Origin of the sequence: Anatilimnocola aquadivae (assembly GCF_049819085.1) — a bacterium.
Classification (GTDB): Bacteria; Planctomycetota; Planctomycetia; order Pirellulales; family Pirellulaceae; genus Anatilimnocola.
Genome location: NZ_CP187419.1, coordinates 6,371,210 through 6,394,325 on the forward strand (window position 1 = coordinate 6,371,210; position 23,116 = coordinate 6,394,325).

Below are 23,116 nucleotides of genomic sequence, written 5' to 3' on the forward strand. Positions count from 1 at the left end.
CTTATTCCTTGCCACCACCCAGGAGCGATTCCAGGGCATTGCTGCCGGTCTTGGTGCCAGCAGCCTGTGGACTGCTGCCATTGCCATCCTGCTGCAGGAGCGGGAAGGCGGACTCCAGGGTTTTGCCCTGTTCCATCGACATGGCTTGCAGTGCTTCCGGGCGGTAACGAACTTCCGAATCTTGGAAGGCGCGGAATCCAGTACCGGCGGGAATCAAGTGCCCCAGGATCACGTTTTCCTTCAAACCGACCAGGTGATCGACCTTGCCAGCCAGAGCCGCTTCGGTCAGAACCTTGGTCGTTTCTTGGAAGCTCGCTGCCGAGATAAAGCTGCTGCTTTGCACGGCGGCCTTGGTGATACCGAGCAACTGCGTGCTGGCGGTTGCCGACTTCGGCTTCACACCCCGAGCGGTCTTGCCGCCCAGGGCGTCGATGCCGCTGTTAGTCTGCTCCAAAGCTTCCTTCGGAACAATCGTTCCTTCGGCAAATTCAGCATCGCCCTTGTCGGAGATCTTCAAGCACTTCGACAGGTTCGTGTTCACCGAGCGGAAGTCAAATCGGTCCATCACGAGACCTGGCAACAAATTGGTATCGCCCGAGGTTTCGATGCGGACCTTTCGCAGCATGCGGGCCACGATGATCTCGATGTGCTTGTCGTTGATTTCCACGCGTTGGCTGCGATACACACCTTGAATTTCGTGCAGCAGGTATTGCTGCAGGGCTTCTTCGCCCGAAATTCGCAGAATGTCGTGCGGAACCAGCGGACCATCCACGAGAGCCTGACCAGCCTTCACATGGTCGCCAGCGTGCACGAGGAATCGCTTACCGTGCGGCACCAGATGCTCACGCTCGATACCGCTTTCGCTGCGAACGATGATCGTCCGTTTGCCACGTCGCTTTTCCTGCAGAATCTCGACAATGCCGTCGACCTCAGCCATCACGGCTGGATCCTTCGGCTTGCGAGCTTCGAAGATTTCCGTCACCCGGGGCAGACCACCGGTGATGTCCGCGATACCGGTAGCTTCGCGTGGTGTCTTGCCGAGGACCGATCCCGCCTTCACGATCTTGCCTTCTTCGACAACGATGTGGGCTCGTTCTGGCAAGTAGTAAACTTCGACTGGCTTGCCGTCCGCATCTTCGATCACGATCTGAGGGTGCTTTTCACCCTTGTGATCCATGATCATGCGGCGAACGTTACCGCTGCTGTCCTTTTCGACCCGCAGAGTTTCGCCTTCTTCGACGTCTTCGTAGCGAACCTTACCGGCAACTTCCGCGAGAATCGGAATGCTGTGCGGATCCCATTCGAGCAGCACCTGACCGGTTTTGACCGTGTCGTTCTCTTGCACCTTGAGGATCGCACCGTTCGGTACATCGTACTTCTCGAGTTCACGGCCCTTGGTATCGAGCAGCGTGATTTCGCCGTTACGAGTCAGCACAACGTCCTGACCATCTTCATTCTTCGCCGAACGAATGCGAGTCAGCTTGACGATACCGTCACGCTTAGCCTTGGTTTCGTGCTCTTCAACCTGACCAGTGTGCGTACCACCGATGTGGAACGTACGCATGGTCAGCTGAGTACCAGGTTCACCAATGCTTTGGGCAGCGATGATACCGACGGCCATGCCTTCTTCCACCATCGAACCGGTGGCCAAGTCCATGCCGTAGCACAGCCGGCAAACACCCAGCGGAGCTTCGCAGGTCATCGAGCTGCGAACCTGGATCTTTTCGAGACCCATTTCTTCGATTCGCTTGGCGATTTCTGGCGTAATGAGCTCGTTTTCTTTGACGATGCTTTCGTCAGTGATGGGGTTCACGATGCTCTGGCGGCTGACGCGACCGGTGATCGCAGCCGAGAGCTTCACTTCCACCTTTTCACCGCGGTAGATCGTACCCTTGGTGATACCTTGGGTCGTATTGCAGTCGTAGGTCGTAACGACCACGTTCTGCGCCACGTCGGCGAGCTTACGCGTCAGGTAACCCGAGTCAGCCGTCTTGAGAGCCGTATCGGCCAGACCCTTACGGGCACCGTGCGTCGAGCTGAAGTACTCGAGCACCGTCAGGCCTTCGCGGAAGTTCGACTTAATGGGGGTTTCGATGATCTCGCCTGTTGGCTTAGCCATCAGACCACGCATGCCGGCGAGCTGGCGAATCTGTTCGATACCACCTCGGGCACCCGAGTCCGCCATCAAGTACACCGGGTTCACGTAACCGTGACCGCCACGATCGTCGGTACGCATGGCTTCACGCATTTCGCTCGTGATCGCTTCGCGAGCGTGCGTCCAAGTATCGAGCACCTGGTTGTAGCGTTCTTTTTCGGTGATCACGCCGCGCTCGTAGAGCTTCTTGAATCGCATCACCTTCTTCTCGGCGTCCGAGATGTGGGTGACCTTGCTGTCTGGCGTCACGAGATCGTCCGTCGCGAACGATAGACCGCTTCGCATGGCTTCGCGGAAACCGAGCTGCATCATATCGTCGAGCAGCTGAATCGTCGGTTTACGGCCGAGCGCCTGATAGCAGTCGCTGATGCAGCTGGCGAGATCGCTACCCTTCATGGCCTTGTTATAGAAGTCCATGCCCTTCGGCAGGATGTTGTTGAACACCATGCGGCCGTAGGTGGTCTGGATAATCGCTCCGCCTTTGAGCTTCTCTTCGCCTTCCGTCTTCAGCTTCTGCCATGGCGGCAGACGAACCTTGACGCGAGCGTGCAAGTGGATCTTGCCCATCGAGAAAGCCATTTCGGCTTCGGCCGAAGACGAGAACGTCATTCCTTCGCCGAGTAGGCCGGGCAACTCTACGGTGACGTAGTAGCAACCCATAACCATGTCCTGCGAAGGGCTCATGATCGGGCGGCCGTTCGAAGGAGCAAAAATGTTATGCGGCGACAGCAGCAGCGTGTGCGCTTCCACCTGAGCTTCGATCGAGAGTGGCAAGTGGACGGCCATTTGATCGCCGTCGAAGTCCGCGTTGAAGCCCTTGCAAACCAGCGGATGCAAGTGAATGGCATTGCCTTCCACGAGCACTGGCTCGAAGGCCATGATACCCATGCGGTGCAGCGTGGGAGCACGATTCAGCATCACGGGGTGATTCTGAATGGCCGATTCGAGGATATCCCAGACCTCTTCGTCCTTCCGCTCGAGCATCTTCTTCGCGCTCTTGATGGTATCGGCGTGACCGAGTTCCTTGAGCTTGCGAATGATGAACGGTTGGTAGAGTTCGAGGGCGATCTTCTTCGGCAGACCGCATTGGTGCAACCGCAGACGAGGACCGACCACGATCACCGAACGCGCCGAGTAGTCGACGCGCTTACCGAGCAAGTTTTCGCGGAAACGACCTTGCTTACCCTTGATCATGTCCGTGAGGGACTTGAGCGGGCGATTCGAACTGCCGAGCACGGGGCGCTTGCAGCGGTTGTTGTCGAACAGAGCGTCGACCGATTGTTGCAACATCCGCTTTTCGTTGCGAATGATGACTTCCGGCGCGTTCAGGTCGACCAGCTTGCGGAGACGATTGTTGCGGTTGATGATGCGGCGATAGAGATCGTTGAGATCGCTCGTCGCAAAGTTACCGCTATCGAGAAGCACAAGTGGACGCAGATCGGGTGGAATGACCGGGACCACATCGAGCACCATCCACTCAGGGCGGTTGTCGCTGTCGCGGATCGATTCGACGATCTTCAGCCGGTTGATGAGGTCCTTCTTCTTCTGCTTCGAGTTGGTCTCGAATAGATTTTTGCGCAACTCATCCGACAGCTTGACGAGGTCCAATTGGCCAAGCAACTTGCGCACGGCTTCGGCACCCATATCAGCTTCGAACGAGCCTTCGCCGTACTGGGCGCGGGCATCACGGTATTCTTCTTCCGTCAGCAGTTGTTCCCGCTCGAGGTCGGTTGAGCCGGGGTTCACCACGACGTAGTCTTGGAAGTAGATCACCTTTTCCAAACTGCTGGTCTTCATATCCAGCAGGTTGCCCAGCCGGCTCGGCATCGCCTTGAAGAACCAAATGTGCACAACTGGTGCGGCCAGCTCAATGTGACCCATCCGCTTGCGGCGAACACGGCTGTGGGTGACTTTCACACCGCAGCGGTCACAGATCATCCCCTTGTACTTCATACCGCGATACTTGCCGCAAGCACATTCCCAGTCCTTTTCAGGTCCAAAGATGCGTTCGCAGAAGAGACCGTCTTTTTCCGGCCGGTAAGTACGGTAGTTGATCGTTTCGGGCTTCTTCACTTCGCCGAATGACCAGCTGCGGATATCGTGTGGCCGAGCCAGGCTGATCTTTACCGAAGCGTAGTCATTGATGCGGTCGTAGTTGGTATCGCCAATGGACGAGGACGACATAGGGGCTCACTCCTAAAAGGATCACCGTCTGGGAACGGTGCAATCTGCTTGATGCGTGCAACTAGTTGAACAGGGACTGGAAACTTCCTACCGAAAAACTGCTGGGCGCTTGAAAGGGGCGTACCCGTGAAGCGCTACACGCGGCGTTTCTCCAATTGGATGTTAAGGGCCAGCCCGCGGATTTCGTTGCACAACACCTCGAAGCTGGCGGGCGTTCCGGCTTCCAGAGTGTTTTCGCCTTTAACCATCGACTCATAAATCTTCGTACGACCTTCGACGTCGTCGCTCTTGACGGTGAGCAACTCCTGCAAGATGTACGCGGCACCGTATGCCTCGAGGGCCCACACTTCCATTTCACCGAAGCGTTGACCACCAAAGCGGGCCTTACCACCCAGCGGTTGCTGAGTGATGAGCGAGTACGGACCTGTGCTGCGAGCATGCACCTTGTCATCGACCAAGTGATGCAATTTGAGCATGTAGATGTAACCGACCGTCGTTTCCTGCTGAAGCAGGTCTCCGGTACGACCATCTTGCAGCCGTTGCTTGCCGTGCGATGGCAACTTGGCGTTTGCCAGGCACTTGTTGATGTCGGCTTCGGTGGCACCATCGAAGACGGGTGTTACTGCTTGGAAGCCCAGAGCAGCAGCAGCCCAACCTAGATGGGTCTCGAGAATTTGACCGACATTCATACGCGAAGGCACGCCCAGAGGATTGAGCATGATTTGCAAGCTGGTGCCATCGGGCAGGAACGGCATGTCTTCGACGGGCAGGATCTTGGCGATCACACCCTTGTTACCGTGACGTCCGGCCATCTTGTCACCAACCGAGATCACTCGCTTGGTCGCGATGTAGATCTTGACCATCTGCAGCACACCGCTGCGAAGTTCATCGCCACGCTTCATGCTGTTCAGTTTGCGGTCGCGATCGTCGATTGCCGACTCGACGTTCGGCCAATGAATCTTCACGACCTTCTCGGCATCGGCGATTTTGTCTTCGCTGCGCATCTTGCTGGTGTGAGTCGACAACCGGAAAGTCGTGGCCCGTTCGGCCACAAACTTCGGATCTTGATCCTTGGCCAGCGGAGTGCCGTCTTCGTCGGTCAGCGTCTTGCCGATGATGCCTTCTAGCTCTTCCACCATGGTGGTAAAGGCTTGGGCAACCCACTTGTTCCCTTCGGTCTCGGCGTCCTTGAGTTCCTTTTCGAACTTCTTACGTTCATCTTCCGACAAGCTCATGCGCCGCGAGAACTTCTGGGTATCGATGACGATCCCTTCGATGCCCGAGGGAACTTCCAGCGAGTCGTTCTTCACGTCTTCGCCGGCACGACCGAAGATCGCGTGCAGCAGCTTCTCTTCCGGAGTCAGTTCGGTCTTGCTCTTGGGCGAAACCTTGCCGACGAGGATGTCGCCTGGCTTCACATAAGTACCGACGCGAACGATACCGCTCTCGTCGAGGTTACGCAGAGCTTTTTCGCTGACGTTGGGAATGTCGCGAGTAAACTCTTCGCGCCCCAGCTTGGTTTCGCGAATTTCGACATCGAACTCTTCGATGTGAATCGAGGTGTAAGTGTCGTTTTGCACCAACTCTTGGCTGATGATGATCGCATCTTCGTAGTTGTAACCGTCGAACGACATAAAGCCGACAAGCACGTTACGCCCCAGAGCCAACTCGCCCTTGTAGGTTGCCGGGCCATCGGCCAGCACCTGATTCTTCTCGACCTTGTCGCCGACGTTGATGATCGGCTTTTGGTTGAGGCAGGTCCGTTCGTTCAGGCCCTGGAACTTACGCATGTGATAGACGTCGCTGCCGATTTCAATGCGAGTCGCGTCGCAATACGAAACCTTGCCGGCTCGCTTGGCACGCACCACCATCGAGCTGTTGCGCGCTACGTCGACTTCCATACCCGTGCCGACGATTGGCGGTTCGGTAACGAGCAGTGGCACAGCTTGCCGTTGCATGTTCGAACCCATGAGTGCGCGGTTGGCATCGTCATGTTCTAGGAATGGAATCAAACCCGCCGACACGCCCACCATTTGGCTTGGAGCGACGTCGATGTACGAGACCTGTTCTGGGGTTACGATTTCGAAGTCAGACCGGTGACGGGCAATTAGCGAGGGCCCGGGAACAATCTTGTTGTCTTCGACCTTGGTATCACACGGTGCCACATAGGCATCGGCTTCTTCATCAGCTCGCAGCCAAACGATTTCGTCGGTCAGCTTGCCCTTGGCAACCTTACGATAAGGCGAGACGAGGAAGCCGTATTCATCCACGCTGGCATAAATAGCCAGGCTGGAGATCAGGCCGATGTTTGTACCTTCAGGCGTCTCGATCGGGCAGATACGACCGTAGTGCGAAATGTGAACATCGCGAACTTCGAAGCCCGCACGTTTACGATTCAAACCACCAGGTCCAAGTGCCGACAAACGACGCTCGTGTGTCAACTGCGACAGCGGATTTGTTTGGTCGACGACCTGTGACAACTCACCGCGGCCGAAGAAGTATTCGATCGCTGCGGAGATGCTCTTGGGATTAACTAGGCTGCGAGGAGTCATGTCCTCGAGGTCCTTGAGGCTCATGCGCTCTTGAACCGTACGACGCAGCTTGAGGAAACCCTTGCGGAGCTCATCGGCGGCCAGTTCGTCAATCGTACGGAGACGACGATTACCTAAGTGATCGATATCGTCAATCTGCGCCCGATCGTTCTTTTCGAGCAAGTCGATCAGATACTTCACTGCGGCGATCAAATCTTCGGGCCGCAGGGTCATTTCCTTTTCGGCAACTTCCTGCTTAAGCTTACGATTCAAGCGGAAACGACCGACGCGACCCAGGCGGTAGCGATTGACATCGAAGAACTTTTCGTTGAACAGCGTGCGAGCCTTCTCCAACTGTGGCGGATTGCCTGGACGCAGACGCTGATAAATGCGAAGCAGGGCCTCTTCGTGGCTCGAGGTAGCGTCTTCTGCCAAGCTGTTGAGCACGACAGGCACCTTCGGTACCGGCATTACTTCAACCTTGCTGACGCCGGCCGTGCAGATGATTTCTGCAGCAGTCTTTGAGATCTTGTGGCCTGCTTCAACAATGATTTCGCCGGCCCGATCGGAGCCGAGCGGATAGCAAACATCGTCAACCGAGATCTTGCCCTCGATCTTCACTACGCTGCGACCGTCGGCAATCTTCTCGCTGGTTGTTTCATAAAACGCGCGAATTAGATCGGTATCGGTGCTGTACTTGGCGCTCATCGCGCGAAGCAGCGTGACGGCCGAGAACTTGCCACTTTGATCGATGCGCACATTGAGCGCCTCTTTCTTCGTGACATTCACTTCAATCCAGCTGCCACGTTCGGGAATGATGCGGCAGCTTGGCAATTTGCGGTCGCTGGTACCTTCGAGTTCTTCAACGAAATCCACACCCGGGCTGCGATGCAACTGGCTGACCACGACGCGCTCGGCACCGTTGATGATGAACTCTCCACCGCCGAGCATCACCGGAATGTCGCCCAAATACACTTCTTCTTCGATGGGCTGCTCTTTGTTCAATCGCAGCCAAACGCGAAACGGCTTGCCGTAGGTCAAACGCAGCTGGCGACACTCTTCGGGCGTGTAGCGCGGCTTGCCGAGCTCGTACCGCAGGTACTCAAGCTTGATGGTCTTGTCGTAGCTTTCGACAGGAAAGATTTCTCGCAGGACCGACTCCAGGCCGTGATCTTTGCGCTTCTCGGTGGGAACATCTTCCTGTAGAAACGCCGCATAACTTTCAGTCTGAATCTGCGTGAGATTCGGAATTGGGTGCTGCTCGCGACCAGAACCAAACTGACGAATTTCGCGAGGGATAATGCGGCGCTGGGTAGGAATAGCCATAAGCCGGAAACACTCCAAACAGGAGAAAGATTTGCTGCCAACCGCCGACCGTCATCCGTGAGCTATCAGCGAAACCAGAGGAACAACGCGAACAGCTAATCGCCATTCAGCGCTGCGGTAACAAATGGTGATGAATATCGGGAAGGGCCGCCGCTAACACAGACTGCGCGCGAGACAACCCCGCAACACTCCAGAAGCGAAAAACCGCTGGATGGGTTCGGGGTGCCAGTCAATTCTGCCTGCCTGAGCCGCGAGAGCAACAAACCACCTGCGGCACCAAGAGTTAAGAAACAACATCCGCCATTATTTATAGCGTACGCGCAAAACGACCACGGGGCCAGTGGGTGGCCCCGCAATTGCACGGAAAGGCCTGCGGAATTTGCATTCGCAGGCATACCGGCAACGAAGAACTACTTCAGTTCGACAGTTGCGCCGGCAGCTTCGAGCTCGGCCTTGGCCTTGGCGGCATCTTCCTTCGATGCCTTTTCCTTGATCTTCGCCGGAGGGGCGTCGACCAGCTTCTTGGCATCCATCAGCGAGGCGCCGGTGATGGCCTTCACAGCCTTCACGACTTCCAGCTTCTTGTCGCCAGCAGCGGTGAGCACGACGTCGAATTCGGTCTGCTCGACAGCAGCAGCAGCACCGCCACCATCCGAAGGAGGAGCCACCATCACAGCCCCGCCAGCGGCGGGCTCGATGCCGTACTTTTCCTTGATGAAGTCGCTCAATTCTTTGGCCTGCTTGAGCGTCAGGTTGGCAATTTGATCACCCAAGGACGAAATGTCGACGTCAGCCATGATTCACAACCCTTTCTGAACCCGCGGCCGGTTGGTGCCCGCTGCTTTAATCAGCACGCCACCGACCGCAACCACCGCTAAAAATCACTAATTAATACACGCCCAGCCAACGCGGCGGGCCACCCGAGATATACCTACAAGGAGCGAACTAGCTGGCAGCCGGTTCGGCACCCTCTGTTTCTGAAGCTTGCTCTTTTTCCGAAATCTTCTTGATCTGACTGAGCAGCGCCCCGCCAGGCTGATTGATCTGCGAGAGCAGATTGGCTCCGGGCGACAGAATCTGCCCAAGCAACAAACTGATTTGCCCCTCGCGATTCGGCCACTTGGCCACTTCCTTCATTTTCTCCGGCGACAACTTCTCGCCATCCATCACTCCGCCACGAGGCTCGACCTTGTCGAACTCAGGCTTCTTGTGGATCGCAACCATCTCTTTAGCAAGCGAGATGAAATCATCGCCACCAAAAATGACCGCGAGACTGCCCTCGCCGCCCTCAAAGGCCGGAGCCAACGAGGTCCCTTCCGTGGCACGCCGAGCCAAGCTCGACTTCACAACCAACAGCGAAAAGCCTTTTTTCTTCAGCTCTTTCCGCAGATTGTAAGTGTTCGACGAATTAAGACCGACAACGTTCACGAGATAGGCATCGCTCACGCCAGTCAATCGCTTCTTAATGTCTTGTGTGATCAGATGCTTTAGTGACTTGCTCATGTCGCACTTCAATTCTCAAGAAAACTCAACAGACAACCACCACGACCAGCAACCAATCACTACACCGCGATACGAACCGCAGGACTCATGGTGGCGCACAGTGCGACGCTCTTCACATAAGTGCCCTTGACCGTATTTGGCTTCAAGCCCAGTACATACTGGACGAAGGCCTCAATATTCTCTTTCAACTTGGGAGCTTCAAAGCTCGCCTTGCCAACAATGGCATGCACAATGCCGCCGTTGTCATTGCGGAACTCGACCTTACCAGCCTTGTATTCCTTGACAACGCGAGACACATCAGCGGTCACGGTGCCGGCACGAGGCGATGGCATCAGGCCACGAGGACCGAGCACACGACCAAGCGGACCAACCAGACCCATCATGTCAGGAGCGGCAATACAGACATCAAAGTCGGTCCAGCCGTCCTTAATCTTCTGCGCCAACTCTTCTTGACCAACAACGTCAGCACCAGCAGCAGTCGCTGCAGCAGCCATCTCGCCCTTGGCAAACACCGCGACTCGCTGGGTTTTGCCAATACCGTGCGGCAACACAACGCTACCACGCACGATCTGATCGGCCTGCTTTGGGTCAACACCCAAACGCATATGAATCTCGATCGCTTGATCGAACTTTGTATTGCCAAACTGCCTCAGGCGCTCCACTGCCTTGTCCAAAGAAATGACATCCTTGGTTGGCGGCGCGACCTTCAACAGGGCACGAAATCGCTTCGATTGCTTGGGCATGGAAAACAGAGAGCCCCAGGCTCTCCTCGCGGGAATAGGCCGTGATGCGGAGAATCGAGTATCCTAGCGAGATAGCTGCTAGGAGACAAGGGGGTTCTTACTAACCTTCGACAACAATCCCCATGCTGCGTGCCGTGCCTTCGATCATTCGGCCAGCACGTTCGGCATCCAAGGTATTCAGAACGTCTTCCTTTTTCTTGACGATTTCCAGGATCTGGGCCTTGGTCACCTTGCCGACCTTGTCCTTGTTCGGAACGCCTGCGCCCTTGGCACAACCGGCAGCAATTTTCAGCAGAGCCGAAGCTGGCGGGCTTTTGGTGATAAATTCGAACGAACGATCGTTGTAAACGGTCACAACGACGGGAATTGGGATTCCCATGAATTCGCGGGTTCGCTCGTTGAATTGCGAAACGAACTGGCCGAGATTGATGCCGAACTTACCGAGCGAAGTACCCACTGGAGGAGCTGGGGTGGCCTGGCCGCCCGTCACTTGGAACTTTGCCTGACCTGTAACCTGCTTGACCTTAGCCATGACCGTGCCTTCACAAAACGAATGGAGACTTGATTTGAACTCGAGGCCGCGTGTGTTAGCGACCTCGCAATGGAGCAACTAAACGCTAAACGAGTTCGATTTGCCAATGCTGGAATTCGATCTCGGTCGAGCGACCAAAAATCGGAATCAAAACCTTGACGCGACCATTCGCCTGGTCCACCGAGGCGACTTCGCCTTCAAAGTTCTGGAAGTTGCCTTCCTTGACGCGAACTCGATCATCCTTCTTGAAGGGAATCGTCGACTTAACGGGCGTAGCCTCGTCGGTGATGACCTTGCTCTTGCGAAGAATGGTATCCACATCTCGAGGCAGCATCGGGGTGGGCTTGCCGCCCGAGCCGGTGAAATCGCCGATGCCCGCGGTTTCGCGAATCGCGAACCACGACTCGTCGTTCACTGCCATGTTGATGAGCAGGTAGCCAGGATACAGCTTCTTCTTGACGACCTTGCGCTTGCCGGTCTTGGTGAATTCGGCGACATCTTCGGTTGGCACTACGACATCTTTGAAGTACCGCTCTACACCGTTCATTTTGATGCGGCGGAGCAAAGCATCGCGGATGGAGTCTTCGCGATTCACTTGAATCTTCAGGATGTACCAGTCGAACTGCAGCGAGTCGTCTAGCCGCGATTCGTCGATAAATTCCAGAGGGCCGGCAGTGGAAGAAGCTGGCTCCTCCTCTTCTTCTTCGGGTTCCGGCGTGACATCATCAGTCGCTGGCGATTCCGACGAAGGTCGGGCCTCCACATCACCCGTCTGGCTCATGGCATGCAGAGCCTCCGAAGACGAAGGCGTGACGTCGTCAGGTTGTGGCTGCGACGGAGTGGCAGCAACGGGTTCGACCGGTGGCACGACATCGCCCGAAGTCGCAGGACCAGCAGCAAGCTCGGAATTTTCGGGACTATCGGGGTGCATGTTCTGGGCTTTCACCGGTACTCAAAAATCACTGCAAATCCGAGACAAAGAACCTAACCCTTGGCCACGCCCATCACGGTCAAAATGCCAAGGAAGGTCACATCCAGTGCATACAGAACGGCGGTTAGCCCGACGATTAGCACAATCACCACCACCGTGCTGCGAGACAGTTCGCGCCAGGTGGGCCAAGAGACCTTGTTCATTTCCGCTTCGACAGCGATCAAAAAGTCAGCAAATGTGGGGTAATTCACCAGTCGATAGCCAGCCCAGAGCCCAATCACGAGCAATGCGAAGGGAATGCCGTACTTTACAGCGGTCTGTTGCTGAGCCAGGCCCACTTCAGCCAATCGCCAAGCACCCAAGGCAACCACTACCCAAATCACAACGCAGGTAATTTGGCGCGCGAGACGACCCTGGCTGCGCTTGTACAGCCCAGTGCTCAGAAATTCGCTGAGGAACAAATTCAGACCCATACCGGTCGCCGCTTTATCTTTTGACATGGTCCCTTGCCCGGCGGTGCTGCAGACCAAGCCTATGCGCCAAAAAACGCATCCGCCGGCCGTGCATGGAAATGGCGATCCTCGCCACCTCGCAAATGAACAAGCTAAAATGATTCAACCAAACTGCCAGCACGGGCGGAGGGAATCGAACCCGCAACCCCCGGTTTTGGAGACCGGTGCTCTGCCAATTGAGCTACACCCGTAAGCAAACGCCCGGACCGCAGGGCCCGGGCATTGGGGCCACGGCTTCTCAAGGAAACCAGCGGTTCACCCACTAACAATCTACTAATCTGCCAGCACGAGCGACACCCCAATCGAGGGTCGCCAGCCGACATTTATTCGCTGATTACTCAACAACCTTGGTCACAACGCCCGAACCGACCGTCTTGCCACCTTCGCGAATGGCGAAGCGGATGCCGTCATCCATGGCGATAGGCTTGTGCAGAGTGACGACAACTTTCACATTGTCGCCAGGCATGCACATGTCAGCACCAACCAGATCAGCAGTGCCGGTCACGTCCGTGGTGCGGAAGTAGAACTGCGGGCGATAGCCGCTGAAGAACGGCGTGTGACGACCGCCCTCTTCCTTCGAAAGGCAGTAAACTTCGGCTTCGAACTTGGTGTGCGGCGTGATCGAGTTGATCTTCGCGAGCACTTGACCACGTTCGATATCTTCGCGGCGAACACCACGGAGCAAGCAGCCGACATTGTCTCCCGCACGACCCTCGCCGAGCTCCTTCTTGAACATTTCGACGCCGGTCACGATGGTTTTTTGCGGCTCTTTGCTCAAGCCGATAATCTGAACTTCGTCGCCAACTCGCACCATACCGCGCTCGATACGACCAGTCGCGACAGTACCACGACCTTCGATCGAGAAGACGTCTTCAACCGCCATGAGGAACGGCTTGTCTTCTTCGCGCTTCGGCTGGGGAATGTAGCTGTCAACCGCTTCAAGCAGCTCTTCGATACACTTGCGAGCAGTAGGATCGGCAGGATTCTGATAGGCCGGCAACGACGAACCACGCACGATCGGAATGTCGTCGCCCGGAAAGCCGTTCTTGGTGAGCAGCTCGCGGATTTCCATTTCGACCAGTTCGAGCAGGTCGGGATCGTCGACCAAGTCGATCTTGTTGAGGAACACCACCAGCGCGGGAACGTCCACCTGGCGAGCCAGCAGAACGTGTTCGCGAGTTTGCGGCATCGGACCGTCAGCAGCCGAGACGACCAGGATCGCACCGTCCATCTGGGCGGCACCGGTGATCATGTTCTTGATAAAGTCGGCGTGGCCAGGGCAGTCGATGTGAGCGTAGTGACGCTTTTCGGTTTCGTATTCGACGTGCGACACAGCAATGGTCACCGTCTTGGTGGCATCGCGAACGGTACCACCCTTGGCGATATCCGCGTACGACTTGATTGTAGCAAGGCCCTTTGCAGCCTGAACCGACACCAAGGCTGCCGTTGTCGTGGTCTTGCCATGGTCGATGTGGCCGATCGTGCCGACGTTGCAGTGCGGCTTAGTCCGCTGAAAAGTTTCCTTGGCCATTGCTTTCTTACCTACGTTACCTTGTGAATCGATGCCTGAAACATTGCTTCCATCAGGATACGGACTAATTAGCCATATCACTAGAGCTGCTGTCGGGACTCGAACCCGAGACCTCTTCCTTACCAAGGAAGTGCTCTACCAACTGAGCTACAGCAGCTAACACCAACCAAACCAACCGGCCAGAGCGGGTGAAGGGAATCGAACCCTCGTCATCAGCTTGGAAGGCTGTTGCTCTACCATTGAGCTACACCCGCGCGATTCGCATTTCGGTCGCCACCCAGAGGCACAACCGCCCGAACTGCCACGACTAGCACACCAATCTACCAGCTTTATCGCCGCCGACACAGCGACCCACTTGCAGGGCAACAGCGTCGAGCAAGTGGTGAGTGAAGGATTCGAACCTTCGAAGACCGAAGCCAACAGATTTACAGTCTGTCCCCTTTGACCGCTTGGGTAACTCACCAGACGTGAACTCAATCAACCAAAAACCAACCGGCCAGTTACGGCCCGACCCCATAAAAACACTGCAAAAAGTGGCAAAACTCACTAGATCGGCAGAGCCAGCGGAGGGACTTGAACCCACAACCTACGGTTTACAAAACCGTTGCTCTGCCAATTGAGCTACGCTGGCCACTATCTCGGTAGCGATTTTCCGGTGTCGAAAACCAGTTAATATAGTGACGCTTCCCAAGTACGCAAGATGACTTAGGGCAGTTTCCACGCCCAGCACGCCGAAAACCTCGGCAATACCGGATCTGCGGCCATCCTCTCTGAAGACCGAGAGGGGGAATTGCAGGTTCGCGCGGCTCGGGGCTCCTCTCGTCAAACTTGGGGATTGGTGGAAAAAGCCCGGTTGCATTGGCAGAATGCGTGGTACTCAGTGCCTGTATTGAGGCGGCCGCTGCACCACCGGAGCAGCTGCGGCCAAGATATCTGCGCGATTGCCGCTGAGGGGTGGGTAAATTCGCTGGCAATTGATCACCTGTTTTGTCTGCTTGGCTTTCGCCCCCTGAGCCACGACATGCCGGTCCCAGCCTTCGGTATAAACGGCTCCCCAGGAACCGAGATCGAGCACTGTGACATACCAGTCGATGTGCAGGGGTAGCATTGGCTGGGCAAACAGGTCGCAGACGACGTTGTGCCCGGCAAATCGCCCCATGGGCCTACCATGTTGGCAAGACATCACAGAGGCATGCTGCCCGTCCAGCATGGCTGTGGCCGAATCGCCGGCAGCGAACACGTTCGGGACATCTTTGACACGCAGGAACTCATCCACCGGTAATTGACCGAGGTGATTTAGCTCCACGCCGAACTGCTGCGTCAGCGGGCTGGACCTCATGCCTGCACACCAGATAACAGTCGCTGCAGGAATCACGTCACCATTGCCGAGTGTGACGCCAGCCGGCCCAATGGCCCCTACGTGCACACCCAACAATGTTTCGACACCCAGGGCCGCAAGAGCTGCTTCAATCACTGGACGGGCCGAACTCCCCATATCGGAACCGACCTGCGGATTGTGGTCGGCCAAGATGACACGAAAGGGGCAGTCGGTTCCCGTTGCAGCGATGATTTTACGCAGGCGTGCGGGAAGTTCCGCGGCGGTTTCAATGCCGGTCAATCCCGCCCCGACCACGATCACGGTGTATCGCCCCGGCGATTCAGGCCGTTGCGAAAGGGATTGAAGGTGCTGCTGAAGTTTCGCTGCGCCGTTGTAGGTGTCGACATCGAACGAGAGCTCAGCCAGACCAGGAATGGCCGGCCTCACAAGTTGACTACCGAGGGCGAACACCAACCGGTCGTAAGGCAGCCACCACGAACCGCTCGTTCCTTCGACCAGCACCGCTTGCTGGGCAACATCAATTCGATCGACTGTTGCTTCAATCCGCTGCACTCCAGCTGGCTGCAGCACATCATCCAGGGGGACTCGAATGCCCCTCAAATCTGCCTCGTAGTTGCGTACGCGAATGCTGTGGTAGGCATCTCGGTTCACCAGCGTGACGGTTGCTGCGCCGGGGCCAATTCCCAATTCTGCGAGCTTCCTCGCTGCGCCGACAGCGCTCCAGAGCCCGGCAAAACCACCACCGAGTACCACAATTTGCTTTGGACTCATGAGTTGACCGAACTCCGCTGGCTTCGTTCTTTACTCAGGCTTGCTCTCTAGTGGCGGCACCCGCTTCTCGGCCAGGTTTGGCACCAAGGTGGGATCGTACTTCGAGCCAGCGGCGACTTGCACCATGGTGATTCGCACTTTGGTCGGGAAGAACTTTTCGTGATCCATTCGCTTGTGCGCGTGACCGCTGCCGCCGCTGTTGTCTTTCATGACAAGATCCATCTGCTTGATCCCCTCCGACCAGACGATCGAGTCGTTTTGCCAGAACGATGTCATGGAAACATCCTGTTCGTAAACTCCCTTTTCTTTATAGACTTTGGTGCCTGTGCAGCCGTAGCCGTTCTTTTGCCCTTTGTTAGGGATGTAGCAGAGCGACCAGGTCGTTGGCTCACCGCCGGCCGGCTTCTCCAGAACCTCCAGCCGAATGTGAACCGTTCCGTTGCGATAGTCGACTGGAGCAGTCCAGTCTGTCGGCCGTTTCGGATTCAGTTTGTCGCCTTTGATGTAAACATGCGACTTGCTCGGTTTGGAGTTATCTGCATCTTCCTTCGTAAAGGTAAACGTCTCGTCGAACAGCACGAATTGTTGAGCCTTGGCAACCTGTGTGGTCAAGGCAAGAGCGACAACCAACGAAACAGAGGCTGAATGTGACCAAGTCATTAATGGGCTTCCTCGCGAAGTGAGTTGCGTGCTGGCCCTATCCTCGCCGCCGCGCAAGCGGGCAACAAGATAGGTGCGAACGTGTTGATTCATGCCGTCGGCGAATTGTGCGGGGAATAGTTGGCGACCAATGGTGACACCGTGCTAAGCTGACGCATCCTCATTATTCTTCGCGGAGGGCCTGCTCATGTCTCGCTTCGGCATTGGAGTGTTTCTCGCGGCATGGATGCTGTCGCAATTTTACCCGCTGCCATTCGCGGTGGCACAATCGCCGCCAGTGGTACCACCCCCGGCGGCCCCTAGTAAGTTGGACGCAAATGCTGCCGAACTACAAGCAGCGATCAACAAGTATGTCGCTGCGTATAGCGCCGGTACCATCGACACCGTGATGAGTCACTGGGCCGAGGATGCCGACTTCGTCGATATTCGCGGACGCTTCCACGAAGGGAAAGACTTGATCTCCGCTTTGTTCCGGCGGGGCTTTGCCAACAATCCCGGTCGCAAGCTCGAACTGAAATCTGCCGCACGTAAGTTTCTGACGCCCGATGTGGCAATGGATGACGGCATCCTCGAATTGACCGATGCCAATGGGGACAAAGACAGCGGCCGATACACCGTGGTCTGGACCAAAGTGAACGGCAAGTGGCTGATTCGCAGCGCTCGCGATATTCCGCTCGAAGCCGAAGAAGCCCCGGCCGCGGAACAGACTCCGCCCTTGGAAGAATTGGCCTGGTTGGTCGGCAAGTGGGAAGCGAAGTCGGACAAGCATCAGATTACGCTTGATTGCGATTGGCAACTCGACAAGAATTTTCTGGTGCAGACCTTTCACGTGAAGTCGGCCGAAGACGATTTTCGCGTCGTAACCTATCTGGCCTTTGACCCGGCCGAAGGCCGCTTTCGTTCCTGGTTCTTCGACAGTCGTGGTGGCTTTGGAGGAGGCACTTGGACGAAGCGCGACAAGGCCTACAAAGGGGCCATCGTGTCGGTGTTGCCAGACGGACAAATTGGCTCCGCGATCATGGTCTGGGTGCCAATCGATGCCGATACGCTGAGTTGGCAATCGCTGGAGCGGGAAGTAGGCGGCGAGTCGCTGCCCGATGCGTCGCAAAAATACGTGCGTGCCAAGTAACTGCGTCAAATGTAACAAGGAGACTGCGATGAAACTGATCCTCTCCTGGGCCTGTCTGATGCTCTCAATGCCTTTGGTTGTGCTGGCCGTGCCGCCTCGCGATGGCTCCCGAAAACCGCAACAGCCTGGGGCGCGGCCGACTCCCAACCAAGGCACGCCTTCGCTTAGTTCGGTAGCGAGACCCAATTCTCGTCCGCAACCAAGCGGTAACTTTGGCCGCCCCAGCGGTGGCAGCGATGCCAATCGCCGGCCCCCGGCTTCGATGCTACCCACAACGGTCAATCGTCCGCCAACCAGCAGCGGAAATCGTCAACCGACTGGCTCGCGTCCGTCGGGCGGAAATCCTGATCGGCCCAACATTGATCATCCCGGCGGCAATCGCCCTGGCTTTGATCGGCCAAATAACAACCGCCCCGAAAATAACCGTCCTGGTGGCAACCGCCCCAACTTCGGCAGACCCATCGACCATCGGCCTGACGTGGTGGTGAACCGCCCGGACGTCAATTTTCACCGGCCGACCATCAATCGGCCAGTGAATAACACAAACATCGTCAACGTCAACCGCCCCATTACCAACATCAACAATAACACTGTCAACAATACGGTCATCAATCAAAATACGAACGTCATCAACAAGAATTACGGCACGCAGAATACCTTCAACCGCCGAGGGGATTACAACCGGGGTTACTCCGGAAATTACTATCGCCCGCCACGCGACTACTATCCGCAGTTGCACAATCATTGGCGGCCGACGACGTGGTCCGGCGATTATCGCCCCGCCTTCTACAACTTTGGTTATTCCAGCGGCGCGATGACGGTGAGTGCTACGAATTTCGCGTTCTCCAATCCTTACTACGTGCAGCCGTCTGTGGCGACAACAGTACTTTACGATTACTCGCAGCCAATTCGTGTACCGGACCCAACGTACCAAGAAACAAACGACGACCTGGTTCGTTCGGAGCGGGCTATTCGGCGGTTTGATGATGCCCGTGAGGTGTTTCGTCGCGGTGAGTATGGACGGGCAAGCGAGTTGATTGACGAAGCAATCGAGTTACTCCCCAGCGATCCTAATTTGCACGAGTTTCGCTCGCTGGTTCTGTTTGCCCGGGGGAGATATTCTGAGTCGGCTGCCGCGCTCTACTCGGTGCTAGCCGTGAGTTCTGGCTGGGACGCCGGGACTATCGCCAAACTGTACGACGATCCCCAGACCTATCTGAAGCAGGCAGCGGCCCTCGAAGAGTTTGCTCGCGCCAACTTGAAATCGATGGATGCGCGATTCCTGTTGGTCTATCACGACCTGGTTCGGGGAGACCAATCGCGGGCAGAGCGTCTGCTCGAGAGCATCGTCGCTGCCCAACCGGAGGATCGAGTTACGCAGACGCTGCTAGCCGCCTTGAAAGGAAAGATCAGCGAGGAAAGCCAAGCTGACCCGGGATAGATGGTCGGTGCAGTACTTCTTGCGTTAGATCTCCGCCGCAGCCCGAGAAATCAGGCTGCGGGCGATCGACTGCGTTCCTGTGTGCTCGTAATAATTCACGCTCATATCGAGGAACGCGCCCAAGTAGTCGAGATGGCTTTCGACGCCGGGCAATGCCCCACGTAGGCTGCCGACGACCTTATCGACCCCGAGGTTACGAGACGAGACAAACGACGTCGACCAGTCTTTGACCGACGACAGCCCCTTTTGCATGAAGGTGATTTGCTCAGCAGTATTCTTGCCTGGAATATACTCCTTGATTTGATTGAAGCGGCTGTTGCTCTCTAGCCCCGACGCGCCGGTCTTATCAATCAACGCCAGCGCTTTGTCCAGGAAGTCAGGCCCCAGCGGAATCAGGCCATCGACGCAGACCATCGCTGCCATTCGCATGAGCGCTTCATCCTTGTAGTCGGCCAGTGATTCGACGAAGTCTCCCACGCTGTCTCCCGGAATGCCATTTATCTGGCAGAAGCAGGCAATCTCGGTCACCACCTTCAGTCCCAAATCGAAAGCTTGTGTGGTATCCGATTTCGGCGTGAGCCTGTCCAGAAACGAGAGAAAACTAACACTCTCGCCGATCTTGGAAAGGAGTGCGCCAAAGCCAGCGACACCCTGAACATAGTCAACCGTTTGGTACAGCCATAAGGCCCGCTGATAGCCTTGCGATTTGTCGTTGTAGAGGGCGATGGCTCGCTCACCAACTTTTTGAATAAAAGCCTGGTCAGTTTCGCGAGTGACGGCCTTGATGGTGTTCTCAAACCCGACGATGTTGTGCCACTGGCCGGGCACGACCCAGTCCAGCGCTTGCAGCATGCGCACGGTCATGTTGGTGGCAGGCAGGTCGTCGACAATTTTGTAGATTGCTTTGCTCATGGCTTATTTCCCTTCGGTAGTGGGTGTCTCGATTGGCGCTGCAATCCGACCGATTGCTTGCAAGTTGAATTTGGTCAGCCATTCTTCTCGCTCTGCCGGACCAAAGACTGGATCCATTGAGCGAATCTGCACTTGAAACCGATCGTTGACGAGGACCGCGGTTCCTTGTTCACCAATCGTGGCGAGTGGCATCCCCCCCAGCGTCTTCGTGGTGTCCTTGAACTTCTCTGTCGCTTCGGCGTTATTGGCTGTGTCAGAAACGGAAAGAACAGCCACCTCTCTGCCATTTTGCTGCAGGCTGGCTTGGGCAAAGCCTGTCTTCTCTTGCTTGAAAACAATGTCCCACGGGGCAGTTACCTGCGGGAAGAAGCGATTGAACTCACTGCCCGCAACGGCCTCCTTGCTGACGGCATGAGGGTTTTGGGTGGAGGCTTTTTGGGCCTCGGCCCAGCGATCGGGCTTTTTCTCGCAGCCCATAAATAGCAGAGCGGCCAGCGCCAGCCCCGGCAGATATCGAGAGGCAAATTGCATGGCAGTAGATCCTTGAGAAGTACAACTTTGAGAAGCCCCGAACTTATGAGCTGGTCGCTTGCGAGCTCATGACTCGGCCGTAAATGAGAACCAGGACGACGGCGCCGATAATCGACATGATCCAGCCGGCGGGATTCACAGCACCATCGGGGCTGCCAAAAATCAGCCACGAAATGCCCCCTCCTACAAACGAGCCGATCACTCCCAGCACGATCGTGGCGATCCAGTTCATCGACTGTTTACCCGGTACGAGCAGGCGGGCAATTGCACCGACAATCAACCCAAACACGATCCAGCTAATGACGCTGTAAATCATGATCTTCCCTTTCCACACAAGGCAGATAGCGGAGCCAGGACGAATCAGTCTACCCATGCACCGAAGGCATGGTTTCAAGTTCAACAGACTTCAACTTGGGACAAGCAAAATGGTCGTGAAAAGCAATTGGAGCGACCATCGACATGAAAAGCATTCGTGAGTCTATCAACTTCATTGCGCGAGGGAATCAGGCAAATCGAACTTCTAACCACAAATTCAAACTTGTGCTCAACCAACAAAAAAGGGATGAGCTTTCGCTCATCCCCAAAGGTTGCTTTTCAACTGTCGACAGGCAGAGTTTAGTCTGGCAGTTCGATGTGTTCGGTCAGCGCGACCTGGCGAGCCTTCGTGAGGGCTCGTGATTCGATCTGACGAACACGTTCCTTAGTCACACCCATTTCTTCGCCGACTTCTTTCAAGGTCAGCGGTTCCTGGCTGTGATCGAGGCCGAAACGGCTGATGATAATCTGCCGCTCCCGCTCGTCGAGTTGGGCGAGAATCTTCTCGACCTGCTTCTCGAGCGTGTTCTGAACCACTTCCTGGCCGAGTGAATCGGGCCGCTGATCAGCCTGCGCGACGAAGAGCTCGTCCTGGCTGGTGCGGAACCTATCACGTCGCTTGTACTCTTCCGGAATGGTGCGAGCAAAGTTCTTCATGATGGCCCAACTGGCATACGTGCTGAACTTGTTACCTCGCGAGAAGTCGAACTTCTCCACAGCACGAATCAGCGACATGTTGCCATCCGAAACCAAGCTAAAGAAGTCTTCGGTGCCGCTCACGTGACGCTTGGCGATCGAAACCACCAACCGCAAGTTCGCCTGCACGATCTCGTTCTTCACCTTCACTGCCTCATCGTACAACTCTTCGATCTCGTTCATCTCGCTGGTGCGAGCCGAGGTCGGGTGAAGTTGCCCACGCAGCTTCGCCGCTTTGTATTTGAGGAAGTTGAACTTCCGGAACAAATGCATTTCTTGTTCGCGAGCGAGCAGCGGCACTTCGTAGAGTGCAGCCAGGTAAGGCGGCAATCCAGTCGGGCTGCGCATCTTTCGCGTCGGAACTTCCGGGGCAGGTGTTGGCCCGAGAAATTCCTTGGCGTTACTAGCAACGTCAAAGCTTTCATGGTGCATGTACTCGAGTGGCAGTTCGAGAATTCGCTTGGCGCGCACTTCGTTCAGCACTCGATAGACCGTGGTCCGCGTGCGGCAGTACCGCTTGGCGAGCACGTCGACCGAATCACCACGCTTCGATTGTTGATAAATCCGCTGCTTCTGCTCGTCCGACAATAGGCCGGTTTGATCCGGAAAAACCGCTTGCTGCGGATTCTGCTGATCAAAATTGCGCAGAGTGTAGCGAATTGTCTCCACGCTGCGGTTCATGCGCTTGGCAACGCGGCGGGCCACTTCGGAGGGACATCCACCGGCTGCGGCCAAGCGCCGAGCGCGATCCACAATCTCAAGCTTCTCGGCGTCGGTCAGTTGGCTGAATCGTTCGCCGCGTTTGATCTTTTCTTCGTTCTGCGTCATGAAGCGCTCGACGCTGGAGCGCAGAAAACCCACGCGTTTGCGCCGACCTTCGAACACAAAACGTCGGCTCACCAACCCTTGCTCGCGCCACCGAGCGATGGTTTTGGTCGAAACCTTAAAGAGCTTGCTGAGTTCTTCGACGGTGTGAACGGGCTCACCCGCATCTTGCACGGGAATGTTAGCCGCGTCCGAAACGTCCTCCACAAACAAACGAAGATCGTGAATCGCATCGCTCCCCTGCATCACGACGGGGGCCGTGGAATCGGGGCGAAAATCGGTAATGCGATAACACAAATACTCGTACGAGTAAGTACGTTCCTTCTCCATTTCGGCGAGCAGACGCTCGGCTCGATTGACTTGTTCGATCTTCTTGTCGCGAGGCGCAAAACGAACCTGCTGATCGCGAAGTTGCTTGAGCACTGGGTTGACATAACTGGCATGCATGATAAGCCTCTTTCTACCCGTATCAGCCGGCTGTTCCTGGGATCCTCCCCCGCCTGATCTGGGTCGCCTGTTGCCAGCGAGTATCTTACCCGCTAACTGCCT

At 56.1% G+C, this 23,116-nt stretch carries 17 protein-coding genes and 5 tRNA genes; 2 read left to right on the plus strand and 20 right to left on the minus strand.

Annotation, left to right across the window (positions count from 1 at the left end; all coding sequences use genetic code 11):
* Window position 1: 1 nt before the first annotated feature.
* From rpoC to NA78x_RS25075, 16 genes are all read right to left on the minus strand, one after another.
* On the minus strand, window positions 2–4,339 hold the full coding sequence (gene rpoC, locus NA78x_RS25000; protein ID WP_425615111.1) for a DNA-directed RNA polymerase subunit beta': 4,338 nt from the start codon (window positions 4,337–4,339) through the stop codon (window positions 2–4).
* A 134-nt stretch (window positions 4,340–4,473) separates the two neighbouring features.
* The gene (gene rpoB / locus NA78x_RS25005) at window positions 4,474–8,196 is read right to left on the minus strand and encodes a DNA-directed RNA polymerase subunit beta (RefSeq protein ID WP_425615112.1); all 3,723 of its coding nucleotides are present in this window, start codon (window positions 8,194–8,196) and stop codon (window positions 4,474–4,476) included.
* 410 nt (window positions 8,197–8,606) lie between these two features.
* Window positions 8,607–8,993 (minus strand): 50S ribosomal protein L7/L12, encoded by a 387-nt coding sequence (gene rplL, locus NA78x_RS25010; RefSeq protein ID WP_425615113.1) that lies wholly within the window; start codon window positions 8,991–8,993, stop codon window positions 8,607–8,609.
* Window positions 8,994–9,141: 148 nt separating this feature from the next.
* Complete coding sequence (rplJ, locus tag NA78x_RS25015) at window positions 9,142–9,699, minus strand: 50S ribosomal protein L10 (protein ID WP_425615114.1); 558 nt, start codon at window positions 9,697–9,699, stop codon at window positions 9,142–9,144.
* Between the two features lie 59 nt (window positions 9,700–9,758).
* A complete protein-coding gene (gene rplA / locus NA78x_RS25020) occupies window positions 9,759–10,442 on the minus strand; it encodes a 50S ribosomal protein L1 (RefSeq protein ID WP_425615115.1) in 684 nt (227 codons plus the stop codon).
* Between the two features lie 100 nt (window positions 10,443–10,542).
* Window positions 10,543–10,974 (minus strand): 50S ribosomal protein L11, encoded by a 432-nt coding sequence (gene rplK / locus NA78x_RS25025; RefSeq protein ID WP_425615116.1) that lies wholly within the window; start codon window positions 10,972–10,974, stop codon window positions 10,543–10,545.
* An 85-nt stretch (window positions 10,975–11,059) separates the two neighbouring features.
* On the minus strand, window positions 11,060–11,905 hold the full coding sequence (gene nusG / locus NA78x_RS25030) for a transcription termination/antitermination protein NusG (RefSeq protein ID WP_425615117.1): 846 nt from the start codon (window positions 11,903–11,905) through the stop codon (window positions 11,060–11,062).
* Window positions 11,906–11,958: 53 nt separating this feature from the next.
* A complete protein-coding gene (gene secE / locus NA78x_RS25035; protein ID WP_425615118.1) occupies window positions 11,959–12,405 on the minus strand; it encodes a preprotein translocase subunit SecE in 447 nt (148 codons plus the stop codon).
* A gap of 130 nt (window positions 12,406–12,535) precedes the next feature.
* Window positions 12,536–12,608: transfer RNA gene (locus tag NA78x_RS25040), tRNA-Trp, on the minus strand.
* A 143-nt stretch (window positions 12,609–12,751) separates the two neighbouring features.
* A complete protein-coding gene (gene tuf, locus NA78x_RS25045; protein ID WP_425615119.1) occupies window positions 12,752–13,948 on the minus strand; it encodes an elongation factor Tu in 1,197 nt (398 codons plus the stop codon).
* An 84-nt stretch (window positions 13,949–14,032) separates the two neighbouring features.
* A tRNA-Thr gene (locus tag NA78x_RS25050) sits at window positions 14,033–14,105 on the minus strand.
* 26 nt (window positions 14,106–14,131) lie between these two features.
* Window positions 14,132–14,202 (minus strand) — tRNA-Gly (locus tag NA78x_RS25055).
* Between the two features lie 126 nt (window positions 14,203–14,328).
* Window positions 14,329–14,411 (minus strand) — tRNA-Tyr (locus tag NA78x_RS25060).
* Window positions 14,412–14,506: 95 nt separating this feature from the next.
* Window positions 14,507–14,579, minus strand: a tRNA-Thr gene (locus tag NA78x_RS25065).
* Between the two features lie 246 nt (window positions 14,580–14,825).
* Complete coding sequence (locus tag NA78x_RS25070) at window positions 14,826–16,058, minus strand: NAD(P)/FAD-dependent oxidoreductase (protein ID WP_425615120.1); 1,233 nt, start codon at window positions 16,056–16,058, stop codon at window positions 14,826–14,828.
* Window positions 16,059–16,088: 30 nt separating this feature from the next.
* Window positions 16,089–16,718, minus strand: a complete 630-nt coding sequence (locus tag NA78x_RS25075) for a hypothetical protein (RefSeq protein ID WP_425615121.1) — start codon at window positions 16,716–16,718, stop codon at window positions 16,089–16,091.
* Window positions 16,719–16,905: 187 nt separating this feature from the next.
* On the opposite strand from NA78x_RS25075, the gene NA78x_RS25080 reads away from it, so the two are divergent.
* Both NA78x_RS25080 and NA78x_RS25085 read left to right on the plus strand, forming a co-directional pair.
* Window positions 16,906–17,847 carry a YybH family protein gene (locus NA78x_RS25080; RefSeq protein ID WP_425615122.1) on the plus strand — a complete coding sequence of 314 codons (942 nt, stop codon included), beginning with the start codon at window positions 16,906–16,908 and terminating at the stop codon, window positions 17,845–17,847.
* A 28-nt stretch (window positions 17,848–17,875) separates the two neighbouring features.
* Window positions 17,876–19,288 (plus strand): tetratricopeptide repeat protein, encoded by a 1,413-nt coding sequence (locus NA78x_RS25085; RefSeq protein WP_425615123.1) that lies wholly within the window; start codon window positions 17,876–17,878, stop codon window positions 19,286–19,288.
* A gap of 24 nt (window positions 19,289–19,312) precedes the next feature.
* Here the strand turns inward: NA78x_RS25085 and NA78x_RS25090 are convergent, their stop codons facing one another.
* The 4 genes from NA78x_RS25090 to NA78x_RS25105 form a co-directional block, all read right to left on the minus strand.
* Window positions 19,313–20,200, minus strand: coding sequence for a hypothetical protein (locus tag NA78x_RS25090; protein ID WP_425615124.1), 888 nt, complete (start codon window positions 20,198–20,200; stop codon window positions 19,313–19,315).
* A 3-nt stretch (window positions 20,201–20,203) separates the two neighbouring features.
* On the minus strand, window positions 20,204–20,731 hold the full coding sequence (locus NA78x_RS25095) for a hypothetical protein (RefSeq protein WP_425615125.1): 528 nt from the start codon (window positions 20,729–20,731) through the stop codon (window positions 20,204–20,206).
* Between the two features lie 43 nt (window positions 20,732–20,774).
* Window positions 20,775–21,047, minus strand: coding sequence for a GlsB/YeaQ/YmgE family stress response membrane protein (locus NA78x_RS25100; protein WP_425615126.1), 273 nt, complete (start codon window positions 21,045–21,047; stop codon window positions 20,775–20,777).
* A gap of 299 nt (window positions 21,048–21,346) precedes the next feature.
* Window positions 21,347–23,014 (minus strand): sigma-70 family RNA polymerase sigma factor, encoded by a 1,668-nt coding sequence (locus NA78x_RS25105; protein ID WP_425615127.1) that lies wholly within the window; start codon window positions 23,012–23,014, stop codon window positions 21,347–21,349.
* Window positions 23,015–23,116 lie beyond the last annotated feature (102 nt).